Raw genomic sequence first — 19,558 nt, forward strand, 5'->3', positions numbered from 1 at the left:
GCTTCGCCCCGGCGCCCCGCCTGTGCCGGGGCGCCGGGGCGAAGGGACCGCGTTCAGCCGGTGTTCTCGCGCCGCCGGCGGCGGAGGACGACGGCACCGCCCGCGAGTACGAGTGCCGCGCTCGAACCGCCGACGATCAGTGGCGTCGCCGACGACGAGTCGTCCGCCGTGTCGGCGGTGGTGTAACCGCTGGACACGCCGTTGGTGTCGTAGTCCGAGCCGGGCAACTTGTCGGCGTAGCGGGCCTTGACCAGCTTCTGGTAGTCGCCGAGCGAGAGTGAGGACTGCCCGCCCAGACCCTCCTTGGCCTGGTCGTTGAGTGGCTCGACGGTGGTGACCTTGAGCCGGTACCACGCCTGCAGCTGGGGCTCGGTGAACACCAGGGCTCCGACGCCGGCCTTACCGGCGTACGTGGTGTCGCTGTCGCCGTCGCGGACGGCCGCCAGGTGCCAGCCGCCGCCCTGGGTCGGGGCGAGCATGACGGTGGCATTGCGGCCGTTGACGGTGACATCCAGCGAGGACACGAGATGGCTCAGCGCGATCGCCTGGGTGGCGATCGGCAGGGCCGTTCCCGCGACGAAGCCCGGCGTGATCTGGTTCACCACCAGAGGGTCCTTCACCGTGAACGCCGGCAGGCCCTCGCAGGGATCGGCCTTGTCCGGAATCGTCACCGGCGCCGCCCCGGGGCCGCCCTCGGGCAGCGGCACGCCGAGGAAGCGACAGACGGCGTCGTGCACGCCGGCCGACTTCACCAGATCGAGCGCGGCCTGCTGATCGGGGATGTCGACCGCGCCGGCCGGGCCGATGGCGGTGAGCAGTGCGGATGCGCTCACCGCCACAACGGTGGACAGGCGGGAGAAACGATTTCTCTCCCGAGTGGTGGACGTGCCTCGGTTTTGCATGTCGCCCGCCTTCTACTGGGAGATGTTGATCCGGGAGTGGGTCCACTTGAACGAGTTGTTGCTCACGTAGTCGTTGTAGTTCCACCACGTGTAGGTGGTGGTGTTCGGCCACGGGTCGCCGACGGCGATGGTGTTGTTCGACGTGTCGTAGCCGTAGACGACGTTCATGTGGCCACCGCCGGACGCCCACCCGATGCGGGCGCCGATCGGCCGGGCCGCCTTGACGTCGGTGCTCACCTGGTTGAACGAGGCGGCGCTGGAGAGGCCGATGCCGGTCTGCTTCATGCCCAGGCTCGCCCAGCCGTTCGCCATGTCCTGGAGCGTCGCGGGCTGGTTGTCGCAGCTCAGATTGCTGTTACGCCCGGCGGCCCGAGTGCAGAAGTCCGTTTGGGTGGTGCCGTAGCCCTGGTACTTGGCGATGGTGAGCCCGGAGGCGACCCAGCACCACTGGCTCTTCTCCTGCTTCAGCATGGTGATCTGGTCGTAGTTGGCTTCCGCCCGGGCCGTGCCGCTCGCGGCCAGAAGCAACCCCGAAGTCGTCAACGCGATGGCCGATGCGGTTTTCGCAAACCCGAATCTGCTCATACTCCTGCTTTCCCGTGTGGATACGACGAGTTTTGAGCGATCTTGCAGCTGCATGACAGCGCAAAATGATCACCTCGCCCGGGAGCCACTCGGAAAGCATTCGGGAACCACCCTGAAGGAAGGAGTCGGCGTATAAGCGTAGAAATATCCCCATGATTCCCTGCGCGGCAATGACTCGCCGTGACGGGATAAGCGTCCCGAGGCAGCCGTGGGGTCGATGCCGTGCACCGGGTCGAGGGCGGCACGGGTTGATCGACAGGGCGGGCGGGCTCCCGTACTGTGCGTGCCGACGACGGCGTGACTCATGGGGGATCGACATGGAGTACCTCTTCTATTGTCGCGACAAGCCGGGAACCAGGGCCCTGCGTGACGAACTTCAGGAAGCCCATTGGTCGTTCATGGACGAGTACGCCGAGGGGATGATCGCCCGCGGGCCGACGTTCGCCCCCGACGGGGAGACGGTGACCGGCAGCGTCCACATCGTCGACCTGCCGGACGCCGAGGCCGCGCGTGTGTTCGCGTTCGCGGAGCCGAACCACCGGGCGGGCGTGTACGAGGCAGAGGTGCTGATCCGGCGTTGGCACAACACGCTCGGCCGGAAAATGTGGGATTTCGAAGGGAGTTCGGAGCGCCACCCGCGATTCCTGATCCTCGGCCACGCCAAGGCGGGCATGACCGCGACCCGTGACCGACTGCGGGCGGAGCAACTCCGCCGGCTACTCCACGGCGACTACCGGGAAAACCTGATCGTCTGTGGGCCGTTGCTCTCCGACGACGACGCCCAGGACTGGCTGGGCACCGCGATCCTGGCCGAACTACCGGACCGCGCCGCCGCGGAGGACCTGTTGGCCCAGGGACCGTACGCGCGGGCCGGCCTGTACCGGGGCATCGAAGTCCACGACTGGTGCTTCGGCGGCCGCTCGGAGGACTAGGCCCCGTCCGAGTCCGGGGTCCGTCGCTCCGGTCGAGCGGTCCGGTGCCGAGGCCGAGGTCGGCGCCGACGCTCGCCACATGCCGCCGGCCACCGCCCCGGGACGAGGGGGCGGTGGCCGGTGGAGGGGTTGCGGGGTGGGTCAGTCCATCCGCACGATGGCCGCGACCGGCCCGCCGCCGGAGGGGCCCTGGTGAACGGCGGCGACCGAGACGAACACGGCCGGGTCGCCGGTGACGGACGCGGTCACGCCGCCGACGGTGGCCTTGATCTGCCGGTGCCAGTGCACGTCCGAGTCGTCGAGCATGATGTTGCGCCGCCCGCGCACGCTGCCGCTCGGGTCCGCCTCGCACTTGAGGAACACGTTGACCAGCCGGTCGCCGAGGTCCGAGGTGTGCGGGCGCTCCGGCAGGTCGATGCCGGCCGAGCGGATCGCGGACCAGATGCCGTCCGCGTCCAGCGCGTCCTTCATCACGTCGTGGCCGACCCGGAACGGACCGCCGACGCCGCGCACGTTGCCGACCACCACGATCTGCGCGCAGTCCAGCTCGACGCCGGAGGAGCAGGACGCCACCGACGAGTACAGCGACAGGTCGCGGTGGATCTGCTCGGCGGTCGGCAGCTCGATCTCGCCGAGCGCCACGGCGATGCCCAGCGCGGTGGTGGAGTTGGAGACGTCCATGGACTTGAGGGTGTCCTCGGTCCACACGTCGAACCCGCGCGCCTTGGCGTCGTTGATGGTGTCCAGCACCAGCAGCGGCGTCTTGGTCTGCACGTAGTGCACGTCGGCCGGGTCGGTGATGCCCGCGACGGCCATCGCCTTGCGTACGCCCGCGGCGACCTTCTCCACCATCGGCACACGGCCGATGTCCTCGGGCAGGATCTGCTCGCTCATCGCGACGCCGACCGACACGCGCGGCTCGTCGGTGGGCTGGTAGCGGTTCTCCGGCGCGTACGCGAAGACCGTCGCGTGGGGGGAGATCACGCCGTCGGTGCCACCGGACCACACCAGCGGGACCTGCTGCGCCTCCTCGGCCGAGCGCTTGCCCTTGGCGACCAGCACCTCGCGGAAGGCGCGGTCGGCCAGAATGCGGGTGTAGTCGTTGACCCCGCCGTTGCCCTCGGTCTTCCCGATGACGGCGAGCACATCATCCGCGGCGAACACGCCGTCGTCGATGAGCTTGGCCAATCCGGACGCGTCGGTGACGCTCTCGATGGCGACCTTGTGAACCTCGATCGGCCTGGGCACTCGTTCCACCTCGTTCATTGGAGTTCGTTGAGTTCTTTGTACTTCGTCGACCACGTCGGAAACCGCCGACGCCCCGTCAGGCGCCCGGCTCCACGACCGTCCCGGACTCGCCCGCCACCGCGGCGGTGATGCGATCCAACGACGTGATCACCGAGCGCCGGCCGCCCTTCTCGACGAAGCGCACCGCCGCCTCGACCTTGGGCCCCATGCTGCCACCGGCGAACTGGCCGGCCGCGGCGTGCGCGCGCAGTTCCTCGGGGGTGACCCGGCCGATCACCCGCTCGTTCGCGGTGCCGTAGTCGAGCATCGCGTTGGGCACGTCCGTGGCGATCACCAGCACGTCCGCGTCCACCGACGCCGCGAGCAGGGCCGCGGTGAGGTCCTTGTCCAGGACCGCCTCCACGCCGCGCTCGGCGCCGTCCGCGTCGCGCACCACCGGGATGCCGCCGCCACCGGCCGCGACCGTGACGAAGCCCGCCGCGACCAGGGTCGAGATGGCCGGCGCGTCGACCACCTCCAGCGGATCGGGCGAGGGTACGACCCGTCGCCAGCCCTTCGCGCCCCGGTCCTCCCAGTGCTGGCCGAGCGCGACGAAGCGTTCCGCCTCGGCCTGCGGCAGATGCCGGCCGACCGGCTTGGTGGGGTGCTCGAACGCCGGGTCGGCGGCGTCCACGAGCGTGCGGGTGACCACGGCGGCCACCGGCGCCGCCTGCCCGCGGCGGCGCAGCGCGGCCTCCAACGCGGAGACGATGGTGAAGCCGAGGGTGCCCTGCGTCTGCGCGCCGCACCAGTCCAGGGACACCGGGGGCACGACGTGCGCGGTGAGTTCGTTCTTGACCAGCAGGTTGCCCACCTGTGGTCCGTTGCCGTGGGTGAGCACCACCTCGACGCCGGAGGCGATCAGGTCGGCCACCGCTTCCATCGCCACCGCGACGGCGGCCCGCTGGGCGTCGGGAGTGGCACTCCCATCGGGTCCCGTCATGGCGTTTCCGCCGAGGGCGATGAGTACTCTCCCGGTGCGGGGAGTTGGCATGTGTCGAACTCTCCTGTTCCTGTCGTACGCGGGAGTCCCGGCCGTCCCGTCCGGGACTTGGGACTCTAAGCGGGTGACCAGGTCGATGGCTTGGGAGCTTGTTGACCACAAAACCCAATCGATCTGGCAGAACTTGCCGAGCGGTACGTACCGCCCGCGGGCCTCAGCAGCCCAGCCGCGCGTACCGTTCCAGCCGTGCCGCACGCCGCTCGGCCGTCGGTCGGCGCAACAGTCCGACCAATTCGTACTCCAACACCTGGGCCAGTCGGGCCAGGAACGCGACCGGCTCGTCGGCCGCGTCCGGCCGCTCGGCCACGATCCGGTCCACCACCCCGTCACGCAGCAGGTCCAGCGACCGGATGCCCTGCGCGGCGGCGATCTCCGCACCCCGGGTGGGGGTGCGATAGCGCAGCGCCGACGCGCCCTCGGGCGGCAGCGGGGACAACCAGCCGTGCTGGGCGCACAACACCCGGTCGGCGGGCAGCAGGGCCATCGCGCCGCCGCCCGCGCCCTGCCCGAGCAGCAGGCACAGCGTCGGCGTGGGCAGGGTGACCAGTTCGGCCAGGCACCGGGCTATCTCGCCGGCCAGCCCACCCTCCTCGGCCTCGCGGCTGAGTGCCGCGCCGCCGGTGTCCACCACGCTGACCAGCGGCAGGTCGAGCTCGGCGGCCAGCCGCATGCCGCGTCGGGCCACCCGCAGACCGGCCGGGCCGAACGGGCCGTGACTGGATTGCCGGGCCCGGTCCTGGGCCAGGACCACGCACGGCGCGCCGCCGAATCGGGCCAGCGCGAGCAACAGACCCGGGTCGCTCTCACCTTGACCGGTGCCGTGCAGCGGCACCACCGCGCTCGCCGCGTGGCGCAACAAGGCGCGGGCACCCGGGCGTTCGGCGCGACGGGAGAGTTCGACCGAGGTCCACGCCGGAACGTCGGCCAGATCCTCGACCGGCAACGGTGCGACGTCGGGCAGGTGTTCGCGCGGCGCGGTGACGATGTCGAGGACGCGTGCGGCCACTTCGCCGAGCCGATCGGGCTCGACGACGGCGTCCACCAGACCGTGCGCGTACAGGTTCTCCGCGACCTGGACACCCTCGGGGAAGGGTTGCCCGTGCAGAGCCTCGTACACGCGCGGGCCGAGGAAACCGATCAACGCGCCGGGTTCGGCGGCGGTGACGTGGCCCAGCGAGCCCCACGAGGCGAGCACACCACCGGTGGTGGGCCCGCGCAGGTAGACCAGATACGGCAGACCGGCGCTCTTGTGCGCGGCGACCGCGGCACTGATCCGGACCATCTGGAGGAAGGCGACGGTGCCCTCCTGCATCCGGGTGCCGCCGGAGGTCGGCGACGCGACGAGCGGCAGCCGCTCGGCCGTGGCGCGTTCGACCGCGGCGACCAGGCGCGAGGACGCGGCCACCCCGATCGAGCCGGCCAGGAAGTCGAATTCGCAGGCCACGACCGCCACTCGGCGGCCCTGGATGCGTCCCTCACCGGTGACCACCGACTCGTCCACGCCGCTCTTGGCTTCGGCGGCGCGCAGTTCGTCGACGTAGCCCGCGTCCAGGCGCTCCGGGCGATGCGGTGCGGTGTCCCAGCTCGTCCAGGTGTCGGGGTCCAGGACCAGGCCGATCAGCGCGTGCGCGCCGACGCGGGTGCGGCGGGTCGGTGCGGGTACCGGTGCGGGCGTGGACGCGGTCGCCGGCACGGGCGCGGTGCTCATGCGCGCCGCGCGGCGTGCAGGGCGCGGGCGTCCTCGGCGTCGAGCCACGCCTGCACGCTGTCCGTGTGCTGGCCCAGCGTCGGCGGCGCCTCGTGCCGGCGCCGACCGCCGTCCGCCGTGTCGCCCGCTCCGTCCAGCCGAATCGGCGGGCCGGGCAGCGTGATCGGACCGAGGGTGCTGTGCATGACGTCGAGCAGCAGACCCTGCGACTTGGTCTGGTCCCACTCGTAGACCCGGTCGATCGTGCGCACCTCGCCGGCCGGTATGCCGGCGGCGGCCAGTTCCGGAAGCAGCTCGTCCACGGCGCGCTCGCCGAACGCGGCGTTGATCGCGTCCGCGAGTTCGGCCCGATTGACCACCCGGTCGGCGTTGACCGCGAAGCGCGGGTCGTCCACGGCCAGGCCGACCATCGGCGCGAACTTGGCCCACAACTTCTCGCTGCCCACCGCGACCTGGATGATCGCGTCCGCGCAGCGGTAGGAGCCGTACGGCTGGAGCGAGGGGTGCAGGTTGCCCTGCGCGTGCCCGACCTGGCCGGCCACGGTGTAGTTGGTGCCCTGGAAGGCGTGTACACCGACGATCGCGGCGAGCAGCGAGGTGCGCACGACCCGGCCCAGGCCGGTGCGCTCGCGCTCGTGCAGCGCGGCGACCACGCCGTAGGCGCCGTACATCCCGGCCAGCAGGTCACCGATCGGCACGCCGATCCGGGTGGGGTCGTCGGGGCCGGGGCCGGTCAGGCTCATCAGACCGGCCTCGCCCTGGGCTATCTGGTCGTAGCCGGGCCGGCCGCCCTGCGGGCCGTCGTGGCCGAAACCGGTGATGGACAGCACCACCAGGCGCGGGTTGAGCCGGGTCAGCTCCTCCATCGGGAAGCCGAGTCGATCGAGCACGCCGGTGCGGAAGTTCTCCACGAGCACGTCGCTGTGCCGGATCAATCGGGCCAGCGTCCGCCGGCCCTCCTCGGTCTTCAGGTCGAGGACGATCGACTCCTTGTTGCGATTGCAGGACAGGAAGTACGTCGACTCCCGTGCGTCCTCGGCCCCCACGAACGGCGGACCCCAGCCGCGGGTGTCGTCCCCACCGTCCGGGTTCTCCACCTTGATGACACGGGCCCCCATGTCGCCGAGCATCATCGCGGCGTGCGGGCCGGCGAGGGCGCGGGAGAGGTCGAGCACGACGAGGTCGCAGAGCGGTCCGCTCACGTCGAAACACCCCTTTCTGCAGGTATGCGGCGTTGCGCGTCCGTCCATCCGGGCATCCGTGCGGTGTACGGGTGTGGTGCGTGACGCGTGGTGGCAGTGCGTATGTCGGTGCGTGTATGCGGTGTGTGCGGTGCGTGTGCGCGAGGCGGGTGTGCGGTACGTATGGCCGAGCGTGGGGCGCGGTGCGATCTGCGCTCCGACTCCGAATGCGTCCAAGCTAGGCCGCTCGCGGGCGTTGCTCGCCGTCAGTTACTGCCCAACGAATCGCGCTCACTTGGCAATACTTGGCGTTGGAAGCCCGGCGCGTAGTGCGCGTCGTCGGGCCCGAACACCCGGCGGGCGAAGTCCGCGAAGCGGGTCGGCGCACGATCGAGCAGCGCGGCGAGGGTGCGCGGGTTGCCGGTCAGGCCGTGCCGGTCGTAGAACGCGAACATCGCGGTGAGGGTCTCGAGCGGGTAGCCGGACAATCCGCCGGCACGGGCCTCCTCGTACCAGTCCCGCGGGTCGATCCGGCGCGCGGTCACCGGGCGACCCAGCACCTCGGCCAGGTGCCCGGCGATCAACCGAGGGGTCAACGCCTCCGGGCCGGCCAGTTCGTACACCGCGTCCTCGTGGCCGTCCTCGCACAACACCACGGCCGCCGCCTGCGCGACATCGCGCAGGTCGACGGCGGCGAACGGCGCGTCCACCCGATACGGCACGGCGAAGTCGCCGATCCGCACGATCGCCTCGCGCGCGTCGAGCGTGTTCTGCTGGTACGGCCCCGGCTGCAGCACGGTCACCGCCAGGCCCGACTCGAACAGCGCCTCCTCGACCCGCGCCTTCGCCTCGTGATGCGGCATCGCGCGCAGTTGCGGGCGCAGCACGGAATGGAAGACGAATCGCTCCACGCCGGCCCGCTGCGCCGCCGCGATCACCGCCCGGCCGATGGCGGGTTCGTCCGGATGTACGTTCGGCGCGATGTGGTAGATCGCCGAACACCCACGCAACGCCTCGTCCAGATCCGCCGGCTCGCCCACATCGCCCACCACGATCTCGCTCGCCCCGGCCGCGACCGCCACCGCGACCTGCTCCGGCCGCCGCACGAACGCCCGCACCCGAGCCCCACGCTCCGCCAACGCCCAGGTCAGCGCCCGCCCGGTCTTCCCCGCCGCACCAGTGATCACGATCATGCACTCACGCTAGGCAGCCGACCCACCCCCATCACCGTCCGCCCTCGCCAACACCCACCCCCGAAATCGGGCACATCCTGCCGAAGGCAGAGTCCCCCAGCGAGTCGAGCACAACGCCCGCGCCCCTCACGCCGTCGATCGCCAAGTGAACCCTTACAGCCAGGGAATCCCGGACCGGATCACTAGACTGCGCACATGGATCCCGGCGAATCCGGACATGCTCCCGACGTCCACGACCCCGACTACATCGCCTTCGTCGCCGGCCGCATTCTCGACCACGTACGCGAGGTGCCGGAGCTTGCCGCGTTGTCCGAACCGGTGACCTTCGAGTCGACGCCGCACGGCATCGTGATGATGACCGCTCCCGACGCGCCGCACGGTGACATTCTGGACGACCTGCGCACCTTTCTCACCGGCCTGCCCAGACACGGCACCACCGCCTGGGCGTTGCGCGAGAACACCTCGGTGGAAGTCGGTGCGTCAGAGCGCACCCCGGACCTGGTCGTGTTCGATCCCTCCCGTCGCGTCCTGGTCAGAGCCGCAGGGCCATGTCCACCACCGGGATCCTCCTGCTGGCCGAGGTGACGACGAACTCCACCCGGCGCGAAGATCTCGACCGTGACGACCCGGCCGCCAAACCACGCCAGTACGCCGCCGGCGGGATCCCGCTGTACCTGGTCGTCGACCGTCGCAAAGCCGAGGTGCTGCTCTTCCGGGACGCGACCAACGGCGTCTACCCCGAACCCGCCGTCTTCCGGGTCGGCGAACCGGTCTGGCTTCCGAAACCCTTTTCCGCGGCCTGGCCCACCGAATTCATGAAAGACCTCCTGTAGGCAGCCGGCCGGCGAGCACCGCGACACGCCGGGTCGGTCAGGTCGGGTGCGGGCCTCGGGTGGTCAGGAGGGCTCGGGCGGTGAGAGCCGCGCGCAGGGGGCCCTGGCGGTCGGGGGCGTCGGGGCTGACCCGGAGGAGGGATTCGATCAGGGCCAGGCGTTGGTGTACCGACTGGCGGCGCAGGAACAGGACGCCGGCGGTTTCGGTCTTGGAGCAGCCGCAGCGCAGGTACGCCTCGAGGGTGTCCACCAGGCCCGTGCCGCGTGCGGAGTCCGAGGCCAGGAGGGGGCCGAGTTGGTCCTCGACCAGGTCGGCGAGGTCCTCGGGGGTGAGCCGGTCCAGCACCCGCTCCAGCGCCCAGGCGTCGGCGAGCACGGTGTCGGCGACGGGCTCGGGGCGCACCGACCGGACCCGCCGGGCCAGCCGCAGGGTGTCCCGCGCGGCCCGCAGGCTGTGCCCGACCCGGGCGACATCGCGCACCAGCGGCCCCAGCGCGGCGGTCGGCTCGTCCCCCGTGGCCGCGGGCAGACCCAGGCGGGCGGCGAGTTCGGCCACGTGCGTGTCCCGGTCCAGCGCGATCAGCGCGTACGCACCGTCCGGCCCGTCGCTGACCAGCCCCCGGCCGCCGCACGCGCGCAGCCCCTCGTACAGCACCGTCACCGCACGCACCGGATCCGGCAGTTTCAGCGCGACGCTCGCCCAGGCCGCCGTACCGGCCGGGACCAGGCCGCACACCGTCAGTCGCGCCGCCACCTCGCGCGGCGGCAACGCGTCCCGCAGCAGTCCCTCCACGAGTTCGCGCCGCTCGCGCCCGACCCACCCGTCCCGATCGGCCAGCCGCAACAGCGCCGGCGCGAACACCCGCGCCGCGTGCTCGGCCACCTCGTCCGCGAGCCCGATGGCCGCGCCCGACCACGACCGGACGGACGCGCGGTCCTCGGCATCGTCGCCGGTCACCCCCGCGGCACCGCCGGCCTGGGGAGCGACACCCGTCCACGCCGCCGCGCCGGATCCGGTCGGCCCCAGCAACAACCGCCCCCACAACGACCCGCGCAGTTCGACGCCGGCGCTCGCCGCCGGCCTCGCCGCCACGTGACCCGGGGTGTCGGTGCCCGCCCACGCGGTGATCGTGCCGTCGATGCCCGCGAGCACCACCGGTCGGTCGGTGAGCCGGGCCAGGGTGCGGGTCAGTTCGTCCACGCCCGCGCCGCGCGCGAGCACGCCGGACAACACCCGGACGATCTCGTTGACGTGCCGCAGCCGGGTCACCGCCGAGTCCAGGATGGCCGCGTTGACCGCCTCGGCGATCTCCACGAACGGCACGATCCCGCGGAGCACGACCAGCGGCAGTCCCACCTCGGCGGCCACCCGCAACACGTCCGCCGGCACCTCACCGAACGTACGTCCGACCTCCAGCGCCACCCCCGCGACCCCCGCCTGCGCGAGGTCGACGACATAGCGCCGGCGCTCGCCGGCGTCCCGCCCGGCCAGGCCCAGACCGGTGGTGAGCAGCAGCTCGTCGCCTCGCAGCAGCGGCGCGATCTCGTAGATCTCGCTGGAGTGCACCCAGCGCACCGGCCGCTCCAGATCCGCCCCCGGGTCCGGCACGACCGGGTCGGCTCGGCGCATCACCGGGTGGTCGAGGACCTCTCGTAGTCCCAAGGTCATGGACACTCCGTCCGGAAGATGCGCCAGTATCCCGGTCACCGTGTCCGTTGTCACGACCTCCCGGGCCGAGGAACCTTCGGTGATCACCCCACATCACCGACCCGTCCCATCCTCGACACCGCCCCACTCCAGCCCACCGCCGTGCTCCGCTCCGCCCCACCGGAGGTCTCCGTGGCAATCCTCGAAGAACCCGCGCAACCGGCCCGACCCACACCAGCCGTCGACCACACCCAATCCCTGGAACCCGTGCCCGACGAGGCCCGCGACTCGACCCCCGCGCACCAGTTCTGGATCTGGGCGGGCGCCAACATCGCACCGATCAACTGGGTGCTCGGCGCGCTGGGTATCGTGCTCGGCCTCGGTCTGCTCGACACCGTCCTGGTCCTGGTCGTGGGCAATCTGGTGGGCATGGGCGTCTTCGGCCTGTTCGTGCTGATGGGCCAGCGCACCGGGGTGACCCAGATGGTGCTGGCCCGGGCCGCCTTCGGCCGGCGCGGCGCGTATCTGCCCGCCGCCGTCCAGGGGGTGATCTCGGCCGGCTGGTGCGCGATCAACACCTGGATCGTGCTGGACCTGGTGATGGCTTTGCTGGACAGCGTCGGCTACGTCGGCGGCAACGGCACCAAGGTCGTGGTCGTGCTGGTGGTGATGGCCACCCAGATCGCGATCGCCGCGTCCGGCTTCGGCGCGATCGCCGACTTCGAGCGCTGGACTGTGCCCGCGACCCTGGTGGTGCTGGCCGCGATGACCGTGGTGGCCTGGACCCGGCTGGACATCGACTGGGGCCACGCGAGCACGTTGAGCGGCGGTGACCGCTGGTCGGCGATGAGCACGGTGATGACCGCGATCGGCGTCGGCTGGGGCATCACCTGGTTCGCCTACGCGTCGGACTACTCCCGCTTCGTGCCCCGCGCCACCTCACGACGCAGGTTGTACGCGGCCAGCGTGCTCGGCCAGTTCCTCCCGGTGGTCTGGCTCGGCGTGCTCGGCGCCTCGCTGGCCACGGTGAACGCCAAGGCCGACCCGGGACGGCTGATCGTCGACTCGTTCGGCGGCCTGGCCATCCCGGTGCTGCTGCTCGTCCTGCACGGACCGATCGCCACGAACATCCTGAACCTGTACAGCTGTTCGTTGTGTGCCCAGACCCTGGACATCAAGGTCTCCCGGCGCGTGTTGTCCTGTCTGGTGGGCGCGTTCGCCACGGTCTTCACGCTGTTCCTGGTGTTCCGGGCGAGCCTGGCGCACACCCTCGACACCTGGCTCGCGGGCATGGTCACGTGGGTCGCGCCGTGGGCGGCGGTGATGCTGGTGCACTTCTACGTGTTCGCCCGGCAGCGCATCGACGTGCCCGCCCTGTACGCCGAGCCCCGTCGCGGCCTGTTCGCCGACGTGCGCTGGTCGGCGATCGTCGCACTGGTGTGCGGAATGGTCGCCACCTGGTGCTTCGAGTACGGCGTGCCGCAGGCGCTGCGCGGCCCGGGAGCCCGGGCGATCGGCAATGTGGACCTGTCCTGGCTGGCCGGCGCACTGGTCGCGGGCGGCCTGTACCTGCTGCTCGGCCGCCGCGAACGAGCAGCGCGCCAACCGAATCCCGCCGAACGCTGAACTCCTGGAGCGATCCGACATGCAGGACAACACCCTCACCGTGACCGACTGCCGGATTCCCGGCCGCACCGAACCCGTGGACATCGCGGTCGACGCCGGCGTCGTCACCCGCATCACCCCCACCGGAGCCACTCCCCCGGTCGGACCCGTGCTGGACGCGGCCGGCGCCCTGGCCACCCCGCCCTACGTCGAGCCGCACATCCACCTCGACACCGCGCTGACCGCCGGACAACCCCGCTGGAACATCTCCGGCACGCTGTGGGAGGGCATCGAACGGTGGGCCGAGCGCCGGGCCCTGCTCACCCGCGAGGACGTACTGGCCCGTGCCGAGCAGGTGTTGCGCTGGCAGGTGGCGCACGGCGTACTGCACGTGCGCAGCCACTGCGACGTCACCGATCCCGAACTGACCGCCCTGCACGCACTGGTCGAGTTGCGCGAGCGGGTGCGGGACGTGCTCGACCTGCAGATCGTGGCATTCCCGCAGGAGGGCATCGTCTCCTGTGCCGGCGGTGAGCGCCTGATGGCCCGTGCCGTCGACGCCGGCGCCGACGTCCTGGGCGCGATTCCGCACTTCGAGGACACCCGCGAGGACGGTGTGCGCTCGTTGCGGATTCTCTTCGAACTGGCCGAGCGGCACGGCCTGTTGGTGGATGTGCACTGCGACGAGATCGACGACGAGCAGTCCCGCTTCGTCGAGGTGGTCGCCACCCTGGCGCACCGCACCGGGCTGGCCGGCCGGGTGACCGCCAGCCACACCACCGCGATGGGCTCGTACAACGGCGCCTACAGTCGCAAGCTCCGCCGGATCGTGGCCCGTTCGGGCATCCACCTGGTCTGCAACCCGATGGTGAACCTGACCCTGCAGGGCCGCTTCGACGACTATCCCAAACGACGCGGCCTCACCCAGGTCAAGGAGATGCTGGCGGCCGGGGTCAACGTCGCGTTCGGCCACGACGACGTGATGGATCCGTGGTTCCCGCTCGGCACGGCCAACCCGATCCAGGTCGCGCACGCCGGCGTCCTGGCCGCGCAACTCTCCGGGCAGGACGAGATGGACGAGGCGTTCGCGATGGTCACCGAGCGGGCCGCCCGGGTGCTGAACCTGGGCGAGCGGTACGGCCTGGCCGTCGGTCGTCCGGCCGACTTCCTGCTGCTGCCCGCCGATTCGCCCTTCGACGTCCTGCGCCGCCAGGTGCGTCCGAGCCACGTGATCTCCCGAGGCCGCGTGGTCGCCGAGACCCCCGCCGCGCCGACCCGGCTGACCTGGCCGAACCGCGCGCCCGAGGACGTCGACTTCACCCGCCGCTGAGGACACACCCGAACCACCGACGGCACACGACGAAAGGCCGCGCCTCCCGATCGCGAGGGAGGCGCGGCCGGTTCGTGTGCCGCTACAGCAGGTCCACCGCCGGGTAGGCCTCCCCGCCGGACAACCGCGCGTAGCCGGGACCCCGGTCGAAGAACGGCTCGACCTCGGGCCGCGCCGCGCGCACCGACGCCCGCAGTGCGGCGGTCGCCGCCTCGTCCACCGCGAGGTCGTCGCCCTCGCCGGTGAGCACGACGCCGTAGTCGTCGGTCGCCGCGCCGCGCGAGACCTTGCCCCAGCGCACGTCACGCAGTACCGACTCGGTCTTGCGGTCCAGCGGGTCGCCCCAGCCGCCACCGCCGGTGGTCCGGATCCGGATCACCTCGCCGGCCTTGACCGGTTCGTCGTCGACCAGGCCGTCCATCTCCCGCTCGTTCGGGCCGCCCGGGTCGATCACCACCTGGAAGGAGCGCCCGGCCTTGCCGCCCTTGACACCCCAGCAGGACAGGATCGAGCGGTCCGCGATGGACATGAAGGACGCGTCGAGCAACATCCGGATGTGCTTCTCGTAGCCCAGGCCGCCGCGGAACTGTCCGGGGCCGCCCGAGTCGGTGGCCAGACCCAGCCGCTCGACCAGGAACGGGAAGCGCGACTCGGTGAACTCGGTGGGCAGGTTGCGCGAGTCGGGCACCACGTGGATGGTGTCCTCGCCGTCCGCGTAGTAGCGCCCACCCGAGCCGCCGCCGAGCACCTCACGCATCAGGTACGAGCGGCCGTCCGCGTCGTGCCCGTACACGCCGGTGTAGCGGATCGTCTCCTGGTCGGCGGGCATCTTGCCGTCCACCGCCTTGGCCAGCACGCCGGAGAGCACGCCGAGCAGGCGCAGGATGACGAACGTACGGGCGTTGGTCGGAGCCGGGAAGATCGGCGTGAGCAGCGTGCCCTTCTCCGGGAACTTCATCTCGATCAGCGGCACCACGCCCTCGTTGACGTCGAGTTCGGCCATCCGCTCGGGGGTGTCCGCGAGGTTGCGCAGGATCGGCGCGAGCCACTTCTTGAGGAAGTTGCCGTCCGCGTAGTCGCCACAGTGGTTGATCGGGCCCTTGGCCTGCTTGGACGTGCCGGTGAAGTCGATGACGATCTTCTCGGGCGTCTTGGTCAGGGTGATCCGCTGCGTGTGCAGCATCGGCTCGTCCACGCCGTCGTGTTCGGCGTAGTCCTCCCACACGTACTCGCCGTCCGGGATCTTGGCGAGGATCTCGCGCCGGTAGGTCTCGGTGGTCTTGTCCAGGATCGCGTCGAAGCACGCCTCGACCGTCTCCCGGCCGTAGCGCTCGAAGAGTTCACCCAGTCGTCGCGAGCCCATCAGGCACGCCGAGCACTCGGCGTCCAGGTCGGCGGCGAGCGAGTCGGGCATCCGGGAGTTGCGGGTCATGATGCGCAGCGCGGCCTGGTTCGGCACGCCCTGGTCCCACAGCTTGATCGGCGGGACCATCAGGCCCTCTTCGTACACACTGGTCGCGCCCGAGGGCATCGATCCGGGGCAACAACCACCGATGTCGTCGTGGTGACCGAACGCCTGCACGAAGGCGACCACTTGCCCGTCCGCGAAGACCGGGACGGTGACGCACAGGTCGGGCAGGTGGCCGATGCCGCCCTCCGACTCGTAGACGTCGTTGTGGAAGAACACGTCTCCGGGACGCATCGTCTCCAGCGGGAAGTCGCGGGCCACCGGGTGTACCAACGCCGAGTACGAACGGCCGGTGAGCTTGCGCAACTTGCGGTCGTGGATTCCGGCGCGGAAGTCGTGCGCGTCGCGGATCATCGGCGAGCGGGAGGTGCGACCGATCGCGGTCTCGACCTCCATCTCGACCGAGGCGAGCGTGCCCTCGACGATCTCCAGGAGCACGGGGTCCACACCGTGCAGCGCGTCCTGCGGGGTGGTGGCGGTACCGGCGCTCATGTCAGGCCCCCTTCGAGGTGGTGTCGCGGGTGACCACGACGTTGCCGTAGGCGTCCACGCGGGCGGCGAAGCCCGGGTGGATCGGGATGGTGGAGCCGAACTCCTCGATGATCGCCGGGCCGGCGACCAGGTCGCCCGGAGCCAGTTCGGCACGGGCGTACACGGCGGTGTCCACGTAGCCGTCGCGGTCCACGAAGCAGACCGGGCGGGTGCCGGTCCGGGCCCGCTCGACGTCCCTGTCGCGGGCGGGCAACTCGCGCAGTTCCGGGCGGCGGATCGGGCCGACGCCGGTGACCCGCAGGTTCACCCATTCCACGGGCTGGCTCGCGTCGCCGCGGAAGTTGTAGCCGTACAGCTGTTCGTGCGCGGCGTGGAACGACTCGGCGACGGTGTCCGCGAGCGCGGCGTCGAACGGGCCGTCCGGCACCGGCACGCGCACCTCGAAGGCCTGGCCGAAGTAGCGCAGGTCGGCGGTGCGCACGTAGCGGTGGTCCTCGGCCGCGAAGCCCTCCTTGTCCAGGGCCTCGCCCGCCTTGCCCGCCAGTTCGGCGAAGATGCCCGCCACCTTGGCGTGGTCGAGATCCGGGTGCCCGCCGACGGCGGTCTGCACGTAGTCGCAGCGCACGTCGACGGTGAGCAGGCCGAACGCCGAGACGTTGCCCGGGTCGCGCGGCACGATGACGCCGGCGAGGCCGAGGATGTCGATCAGGCGGCACAGGAGCAGCGAGCCGGAGCCGCCGAAGGTGGCCATCGTGAAGTCGCGGACGTCCAGACCGCGCTTGACGGTGATCTGGCGCAGCGCGTTGGCCTGGTTCCAGGCGGAGATCTCCAGGATGCCGGTGGCGCACTGCTCGACGCCGATGCCCAGTTCGGCGGCGAACTTGGTCAGGCCCTCGCGAGCCGCGTCCACGTCCAGCGGAATCTCGCCGCCGAGCAGGTGCGGGGGGATCCGGCCGAGCAGCACGTGCGCGTCGGTGATGGTCGGCTCCGTGCCGCCCTTGCCGTAGCACAGCGGGCCGGGGTCGGCGCCGGCCGAACGGGGCCCGACCTTGAGCGTGCCCTCGGGCGAGATCCAGGCGATCGAGCCGCCGCCGGCGCCGACGGTGACCACGTCGATCATCGGGATCTTGGACGGGAAGCGGCCGATCGAGCCCTCGGTGGTCAGCGTCGGCTCGCCGCCCAGGACCACCGAGACGTCGGTGGAGGTGCCGCCGCCGTCGCAGGTGAGGACCTTGTCGAAGCCGGCCTTCTGGGCGATCAGCGCGGCGCCGAGGGCGCCGGCGGCCGGGCCGGACAAGACCGTGGTGATCGGCTGGTGCACGACCTCCTCGGCGGAGAGCACGCCGCCGTTGGACTTCATGATCGCGAACGGGACGCGGCGCGCGGCCTCGCCGTCGGTGGTGAACGCGTCCAGGCGGCGACGGATGCCGCCGACGTAGCGGGCCACGCGCGGCTTGACGGCGGCGTCGACGAGGGTGGTCATCGAACGCTCGTACTCGCGGTACTCGCGCAACACCTCGGAGCTGATCGACACGATCGCGTCGGGGTGCTCCTCGCGCAGGATCTCGCGCATGCGCTCCTCGTGCGCCGAGTTCGCGTAGGAGTGCAGCAGACAGACGCCGATGGTGAGGATGCCCTGGTCACGCAGCCGACGGGCGGCGACCCGGGCGCCCTCCTCGTCGAACGGGCGGACCTCGTTGCCCTTGTGGTCGAACCGGCCGCCGACCGTGTGCACCAGGTCGACCGGCACGATCCGGTCCGGCTTGACCCAGAAGTAGGAGTTGCCGTAGCCGTCCGGGACCGCTTGGCGGGCGATCTCCAGAATGTACTCGTAGCCCTCGGTGGTGATGAACCCGAGGCGGTCGATCTTGTCCTCGAGGAGCTGGTTGGTGGCCACCGTGGTGCCGTGCGCGACGGCGGTGACGTCGGCTCCCGTGCAACCGAGCAGGCCCAGTACCTTGTCGATGCCGTTCATGAAGCCGTCCGCCGGGTCGGCGGGAGTGGACGGCGTCTTGGTGGTGACGAGCTCGCCGGACTCCTCGTCCAGGGCGACCACGTCGGTGAAGGTTCCGCCGGTGTCGATACCGATCCGGATCCGTCGGCGGGGTCCCGCCGTCGCGGCAGGCGTCATCAGCGCGCTCCAATCGGAAGGGGCAGGGAAATCGCGTTCGCGGAGGGCGGGTCGCCCGGCTGCTGACAGCGATTCAACTTCGCAGCGCCATGCCACGGAATCGGCAACATCTGCCAAGGGACTCGGCAACACTTGGTGATTCCCGTGAGCAGGCCCGGCAGGTCCGGGTACGACCCTCGCCCCGGGCCCTGCGAGCCCGGGTACCGCCCGCCTTCGGAAGGTCTGGACCAATCCACCGATTCCCTCCCGAAGAGCGGTTCGCTGCGAATCGAACTCATGGGTAGGGAACGGATGTTGCCGGAAATCAAGGAAGGCTCGGATAGGGTCGGCGCACACGGATGTCACAGCGGGTGACTCCACGACACCGCGATCGAGGGGCAGCCGTGGGTGAGCGCGAGCAGGACGAGTGGGGCTTTTCGGCCCCGCCGGCGGGCGAGTCGCCGGAGGATTGGGCGCCCACCGGCATCGATGTCACGGTGCCCAGTGTCGCCCGGGTCTACGACGCCATCCTGGGTGGCAAGAACAACTTCGCGGTGGACCGGGCGATCGCCGACGAGGCGCTCCAGGACCTGACCAACGAGGGCGCCTGGGCCAACCGGCACATCCTGGCTCGGGGTGTGCGCTACATGGCCGCCGAGGGCATCGACCAGTTCGTCGACCTCGGATCCGGGCTGCCGACCGTGCAGAACACGCACGAGGTGGCTCAGTCGGTCAACCCGGACGCCTCGGTCGTCTACGTGGACAACGACCCGATCGTGCTCGCCCACGGCCGCGCGCTGCTCGCGGAGAACCACCGCACCCGCGTGGTCACCGCCGACCTGCGCGACCCGGCGGACGTGCTCGCCCGCCGGGAGCTGCGCGAACTCGTGGACCTGAAGCGGCCCGTCGGCCTGCTCCTGGTGGGCGTCCTGCACCACCTCGGCGACCACGAGGACCCGGCCGGTGTGGTCCGCGCCTACCGTGACGCGCTGCCGCCGGGCAGTCACATCTTCATCACCCACTTCTGCGACTCCACACCCCAGGGACGCGCCCTGGAGAAGATCTTCCTGACCCGGCTGGGCAGCGGACGCTTCCGCGCCCTGGAGGAGATCGAGGGGTACTTCGAGGGCCTGGAACTGATCGAGCCCGGCGTGGTGCTGCTGCCGCTGTGGCGTCCGGACGCGCCGGTGACCGAGCCGCTCACCCCCGAGGGCCACCTGTCGGTCGGCGGCATCGGCCGACTGCCCCGATAGCCTCGCCCCCTGGGCCCATCGCCGCAGC

Annotated in this window: 16 protein-coding genes; 6 read left to right on the forward strand and 10 right to left on the reverse strand. The window is 71.1% G+C overall.

Translation table 11 applies throughout. The annotated features are described in order from the left end of the window. Positions 1-53: 53 nt before the first annotated feature. Complete coding sequence (locus tag ACIBSV_RS34665; RefSeq protein ID WP_395870194.1) at positions 54-833, reverse strand: LPXTG cell wall anchor domain-containing protein; 780 nt, start codon at positions 831-833, stop codon at positions 54-56. A gap of 81 nt (positions 834-914) precedes the next feature. After that, on the reverse strand, positions 915-1,487 hold the full coding sequence (locus ACIBSV_RS34670; RefSeq protein ID WP_395870196.1) for a papain-like cysteine protease family protein: 573 nt from the start codon (positions 1,485-1,487) through the stop codon (positions 915-917). A gap of 317 nt (positions 1,488-1,804) precedes the next feature. On the opposite strand from ACIBSV_RS34670, the gene ACIBSV_RS34675 reads away from it, so the two are divergent. Then, the gene (locus ACIBSV_RS34675; RefSeq protein ID WP_395870198.1) at positions 1,805-2,419 is read left to right on the forward strand and encodes a YciI family protein; all 615 of its coding nucleotides are present in this window, start codon (positions 1,805-1,807) and stop codon (positions 2,417-2,419) included. 141 nt (positions 2,420-2,560) lie between these two features. On the opposite strand, the gene ACIBSV_RS34680 is transcribed toward ACIBSV_RS34675, so the two are convergent. The 5 genes from ACIBSV_RS34680 to ACIBSV_RS34700 form a co-directional block, all read right to left on the reverse strand. Next, on the reverse strand, positions 2,561-3,685 hold the full coding sequence (locus ACIBSV_RS34680; RefSeq protein WP_395870200.1) for a ring-opening amidohydrolase: 1,125 nt from the start codon (positions 3,683-3,685) through the stop codon (positions 2,561-2,563). Between the two features lie 58 nt (positions 3,686-3,743). Further along, positions 3,744-4,700, reverse strand: a complete 957-nt coding sequence (locus ACIBSV_RS34685; protein ID WP_395870202.1) for a carbamate kinase — start codon at positions 4,698-4,700, stop codon at positions 3,744-3,746. A gap of 163 nt (positions 4,701-4,863) precedes the next feature. Beyond that, the gene (locus tag ACIBSV_RS34690; protein ID WP_395870204.1) at positions 4,864-6,417 is read right to left on the reverse strand and encodes a carboxyl transferase domain-containing protein; all 1,554 of its coding nucleotides are present in this window, start codon (positions 6,415-6,417) and stop codon (positions 4,864-4,866) included. Beyond that, positions 6,414-7,619, reverse strand: coding sequence for a CaiB/BaiF CoA transferase family protein (locus tag ACIBSV_RS34695; protein WP_395870206.1), 1,206 nt, complete (start codon positions 7,617-7,619; stop codon positions 6,414-6,416). The genes ACIBSV_RS34690 and ACIBSV_RS34695 overlap by 4 nt, the downstream gene beginning before the upstream one ends. A 245-nt stretch (positions 7,620-7,864) precedes the next feature. Beyond that, complete coding sequence (locus tag ACIBSV_RS34700) at positions 7,865-8,791, reverse strand: SDR family oxidoreductase (protein WP_395870207.1); 927 nt, start codon at positions 8,789-8,791, stop codon at positions 7,865-7,867. Between the two features lie 195 nt (positions 8,792-8,986). On the opposite strand from ACIBSV_RS34700, the gene ACIBSV_RS34705 reads away from it, so the two are divergent. Both ACIBSV_RS34705 and ACIBSV_RS34710 read left to right on the forward strand, forming a co-directional pair. Beyond that, positions 8,987-9,376 carry a hypothetical protein gene (locus tag ACIBSV_RS34705; RefSeq protein WP_395870208.1) on the forward strand — a complete coding sequence of 130 codons (390 nt, stop codon included), beginning with the start codon at positions 8,987-8,989 and terminating at the stop codon, positions 9,374-9,376. After that, a complete protein-coding gene (locus ACIBSV_RS34710; RefSeq protein WP_395870209.1) occupies positions 9,340-9,624 on the forward strand; it encodes a Uma2 family endonuclease in 285 nt (94 codons plus the stop codon). The genes ACIBSV_RS34705 and ACIBSV_RS34710 overlap by 37 nt, the downstream gene beginning before the upstream one ends. 37 nt (positions 9,625-9,661) lie before the next feature. On the opposite strand, the gene ACIBSV_RS34715 is transcribed toward ACIBSV_RS34710, so the two are convergent. Further along, the gene (locus ACIBSV_RS34715) at positions 9,662-11,293 is read right to left on the reverse strand and encodes a PucR family transcriptional regulator (protein ID WP_395870211.1); all 1,632 of its coding nucleotides are present in this window, start codon (positions 11,291-11,293) and stop codon (positions 9,662-9,664) included. A gap of 171 nt (positions 11,294-11,464) precedes the next feature. On the opposite strand from ACIBSV_RS34715, the gene ACIBSV_RS34720 reads away from it, so the two are divergent. Continuing rightward, positions 11,465-12,898 (forward strand): purine-cytosine permease family protein, encoded by a 1,434-nt coding sequence (locus tag ACIBSV_RS34720; RefSeq protein ID WP_395870213.1) that lies wholly within the window; start codon positions 11,465-11,467, stop codon positions 12,896-12,898. Between the two features lie 19 nt (positions 12,899-12,917). Further along, positions 12,918-14,207 (forward strand): cytosine deaminase, encoded by a 1,290-nt coding sequence (codA, locus tag ACIBSV_RS34725; protein ID WP_395870215.1) that lies wholly within the window; start codon positions 12,918-12,920, stop codon positions 14,205-14,207. Between the two features lie 82 nt (positions 14,208-14,289). On the opposite strand, the gene ACIBSV_RS34730 is transcribed toward codA, so the two are convergent. Next, positions 14,290-16,167, reverse strand: a complete 1,878-nt coding sequence (locus ACIBSV_RS34730) for a hydantoinase B/oxoprolinase family protein (protein ID WP_331770580.1) — start codon at positions 16,165-16,167, stop codon at positions 14,290-14,292. A 1-nt stretch (position 16,168) separates the two neighbouring features. Further along, positions 16,169-18,298 carry a hydantoinase/oxoprolinase family protein gene (locus ACIBSV_RS34735; protein WP_395870216.1) on the reverse strand — a complete coding sequence of 710 codons (2,130 nt, stop codon included), beginning with the start codon at positions 18,296-18,298 and terminating at the stop codon, positions 16,169-16,171. Between the two features lie 383 nt (positions 18,299-18,681). Here ACIBSV_RS34735 and ACIBSV_RS34740 point away from each other — a divergent pair, with 383 nt between their 5' ends. Further along, a complete protein-coding gene (locus tag ACIBSV_RS34740; protein ID WP_395870218.1) occupies positions 18,682-19,530 on the forward strand; it encodes an SAM-dependent methyltransferase in 849 nt (282 codons plus the stop codon). Positions 19,531-19,558 lie beyond the last annotated feature (28 nt).

Origin of the sequence: Embleya sp. NPDC050154, assembly GCF_044460165.1 — a bacterium.
Lineage (GTDB): Bacteria > Actinomycetota > Actinomycetes > Streptomycetales > Streptomycetaceae > Embleya.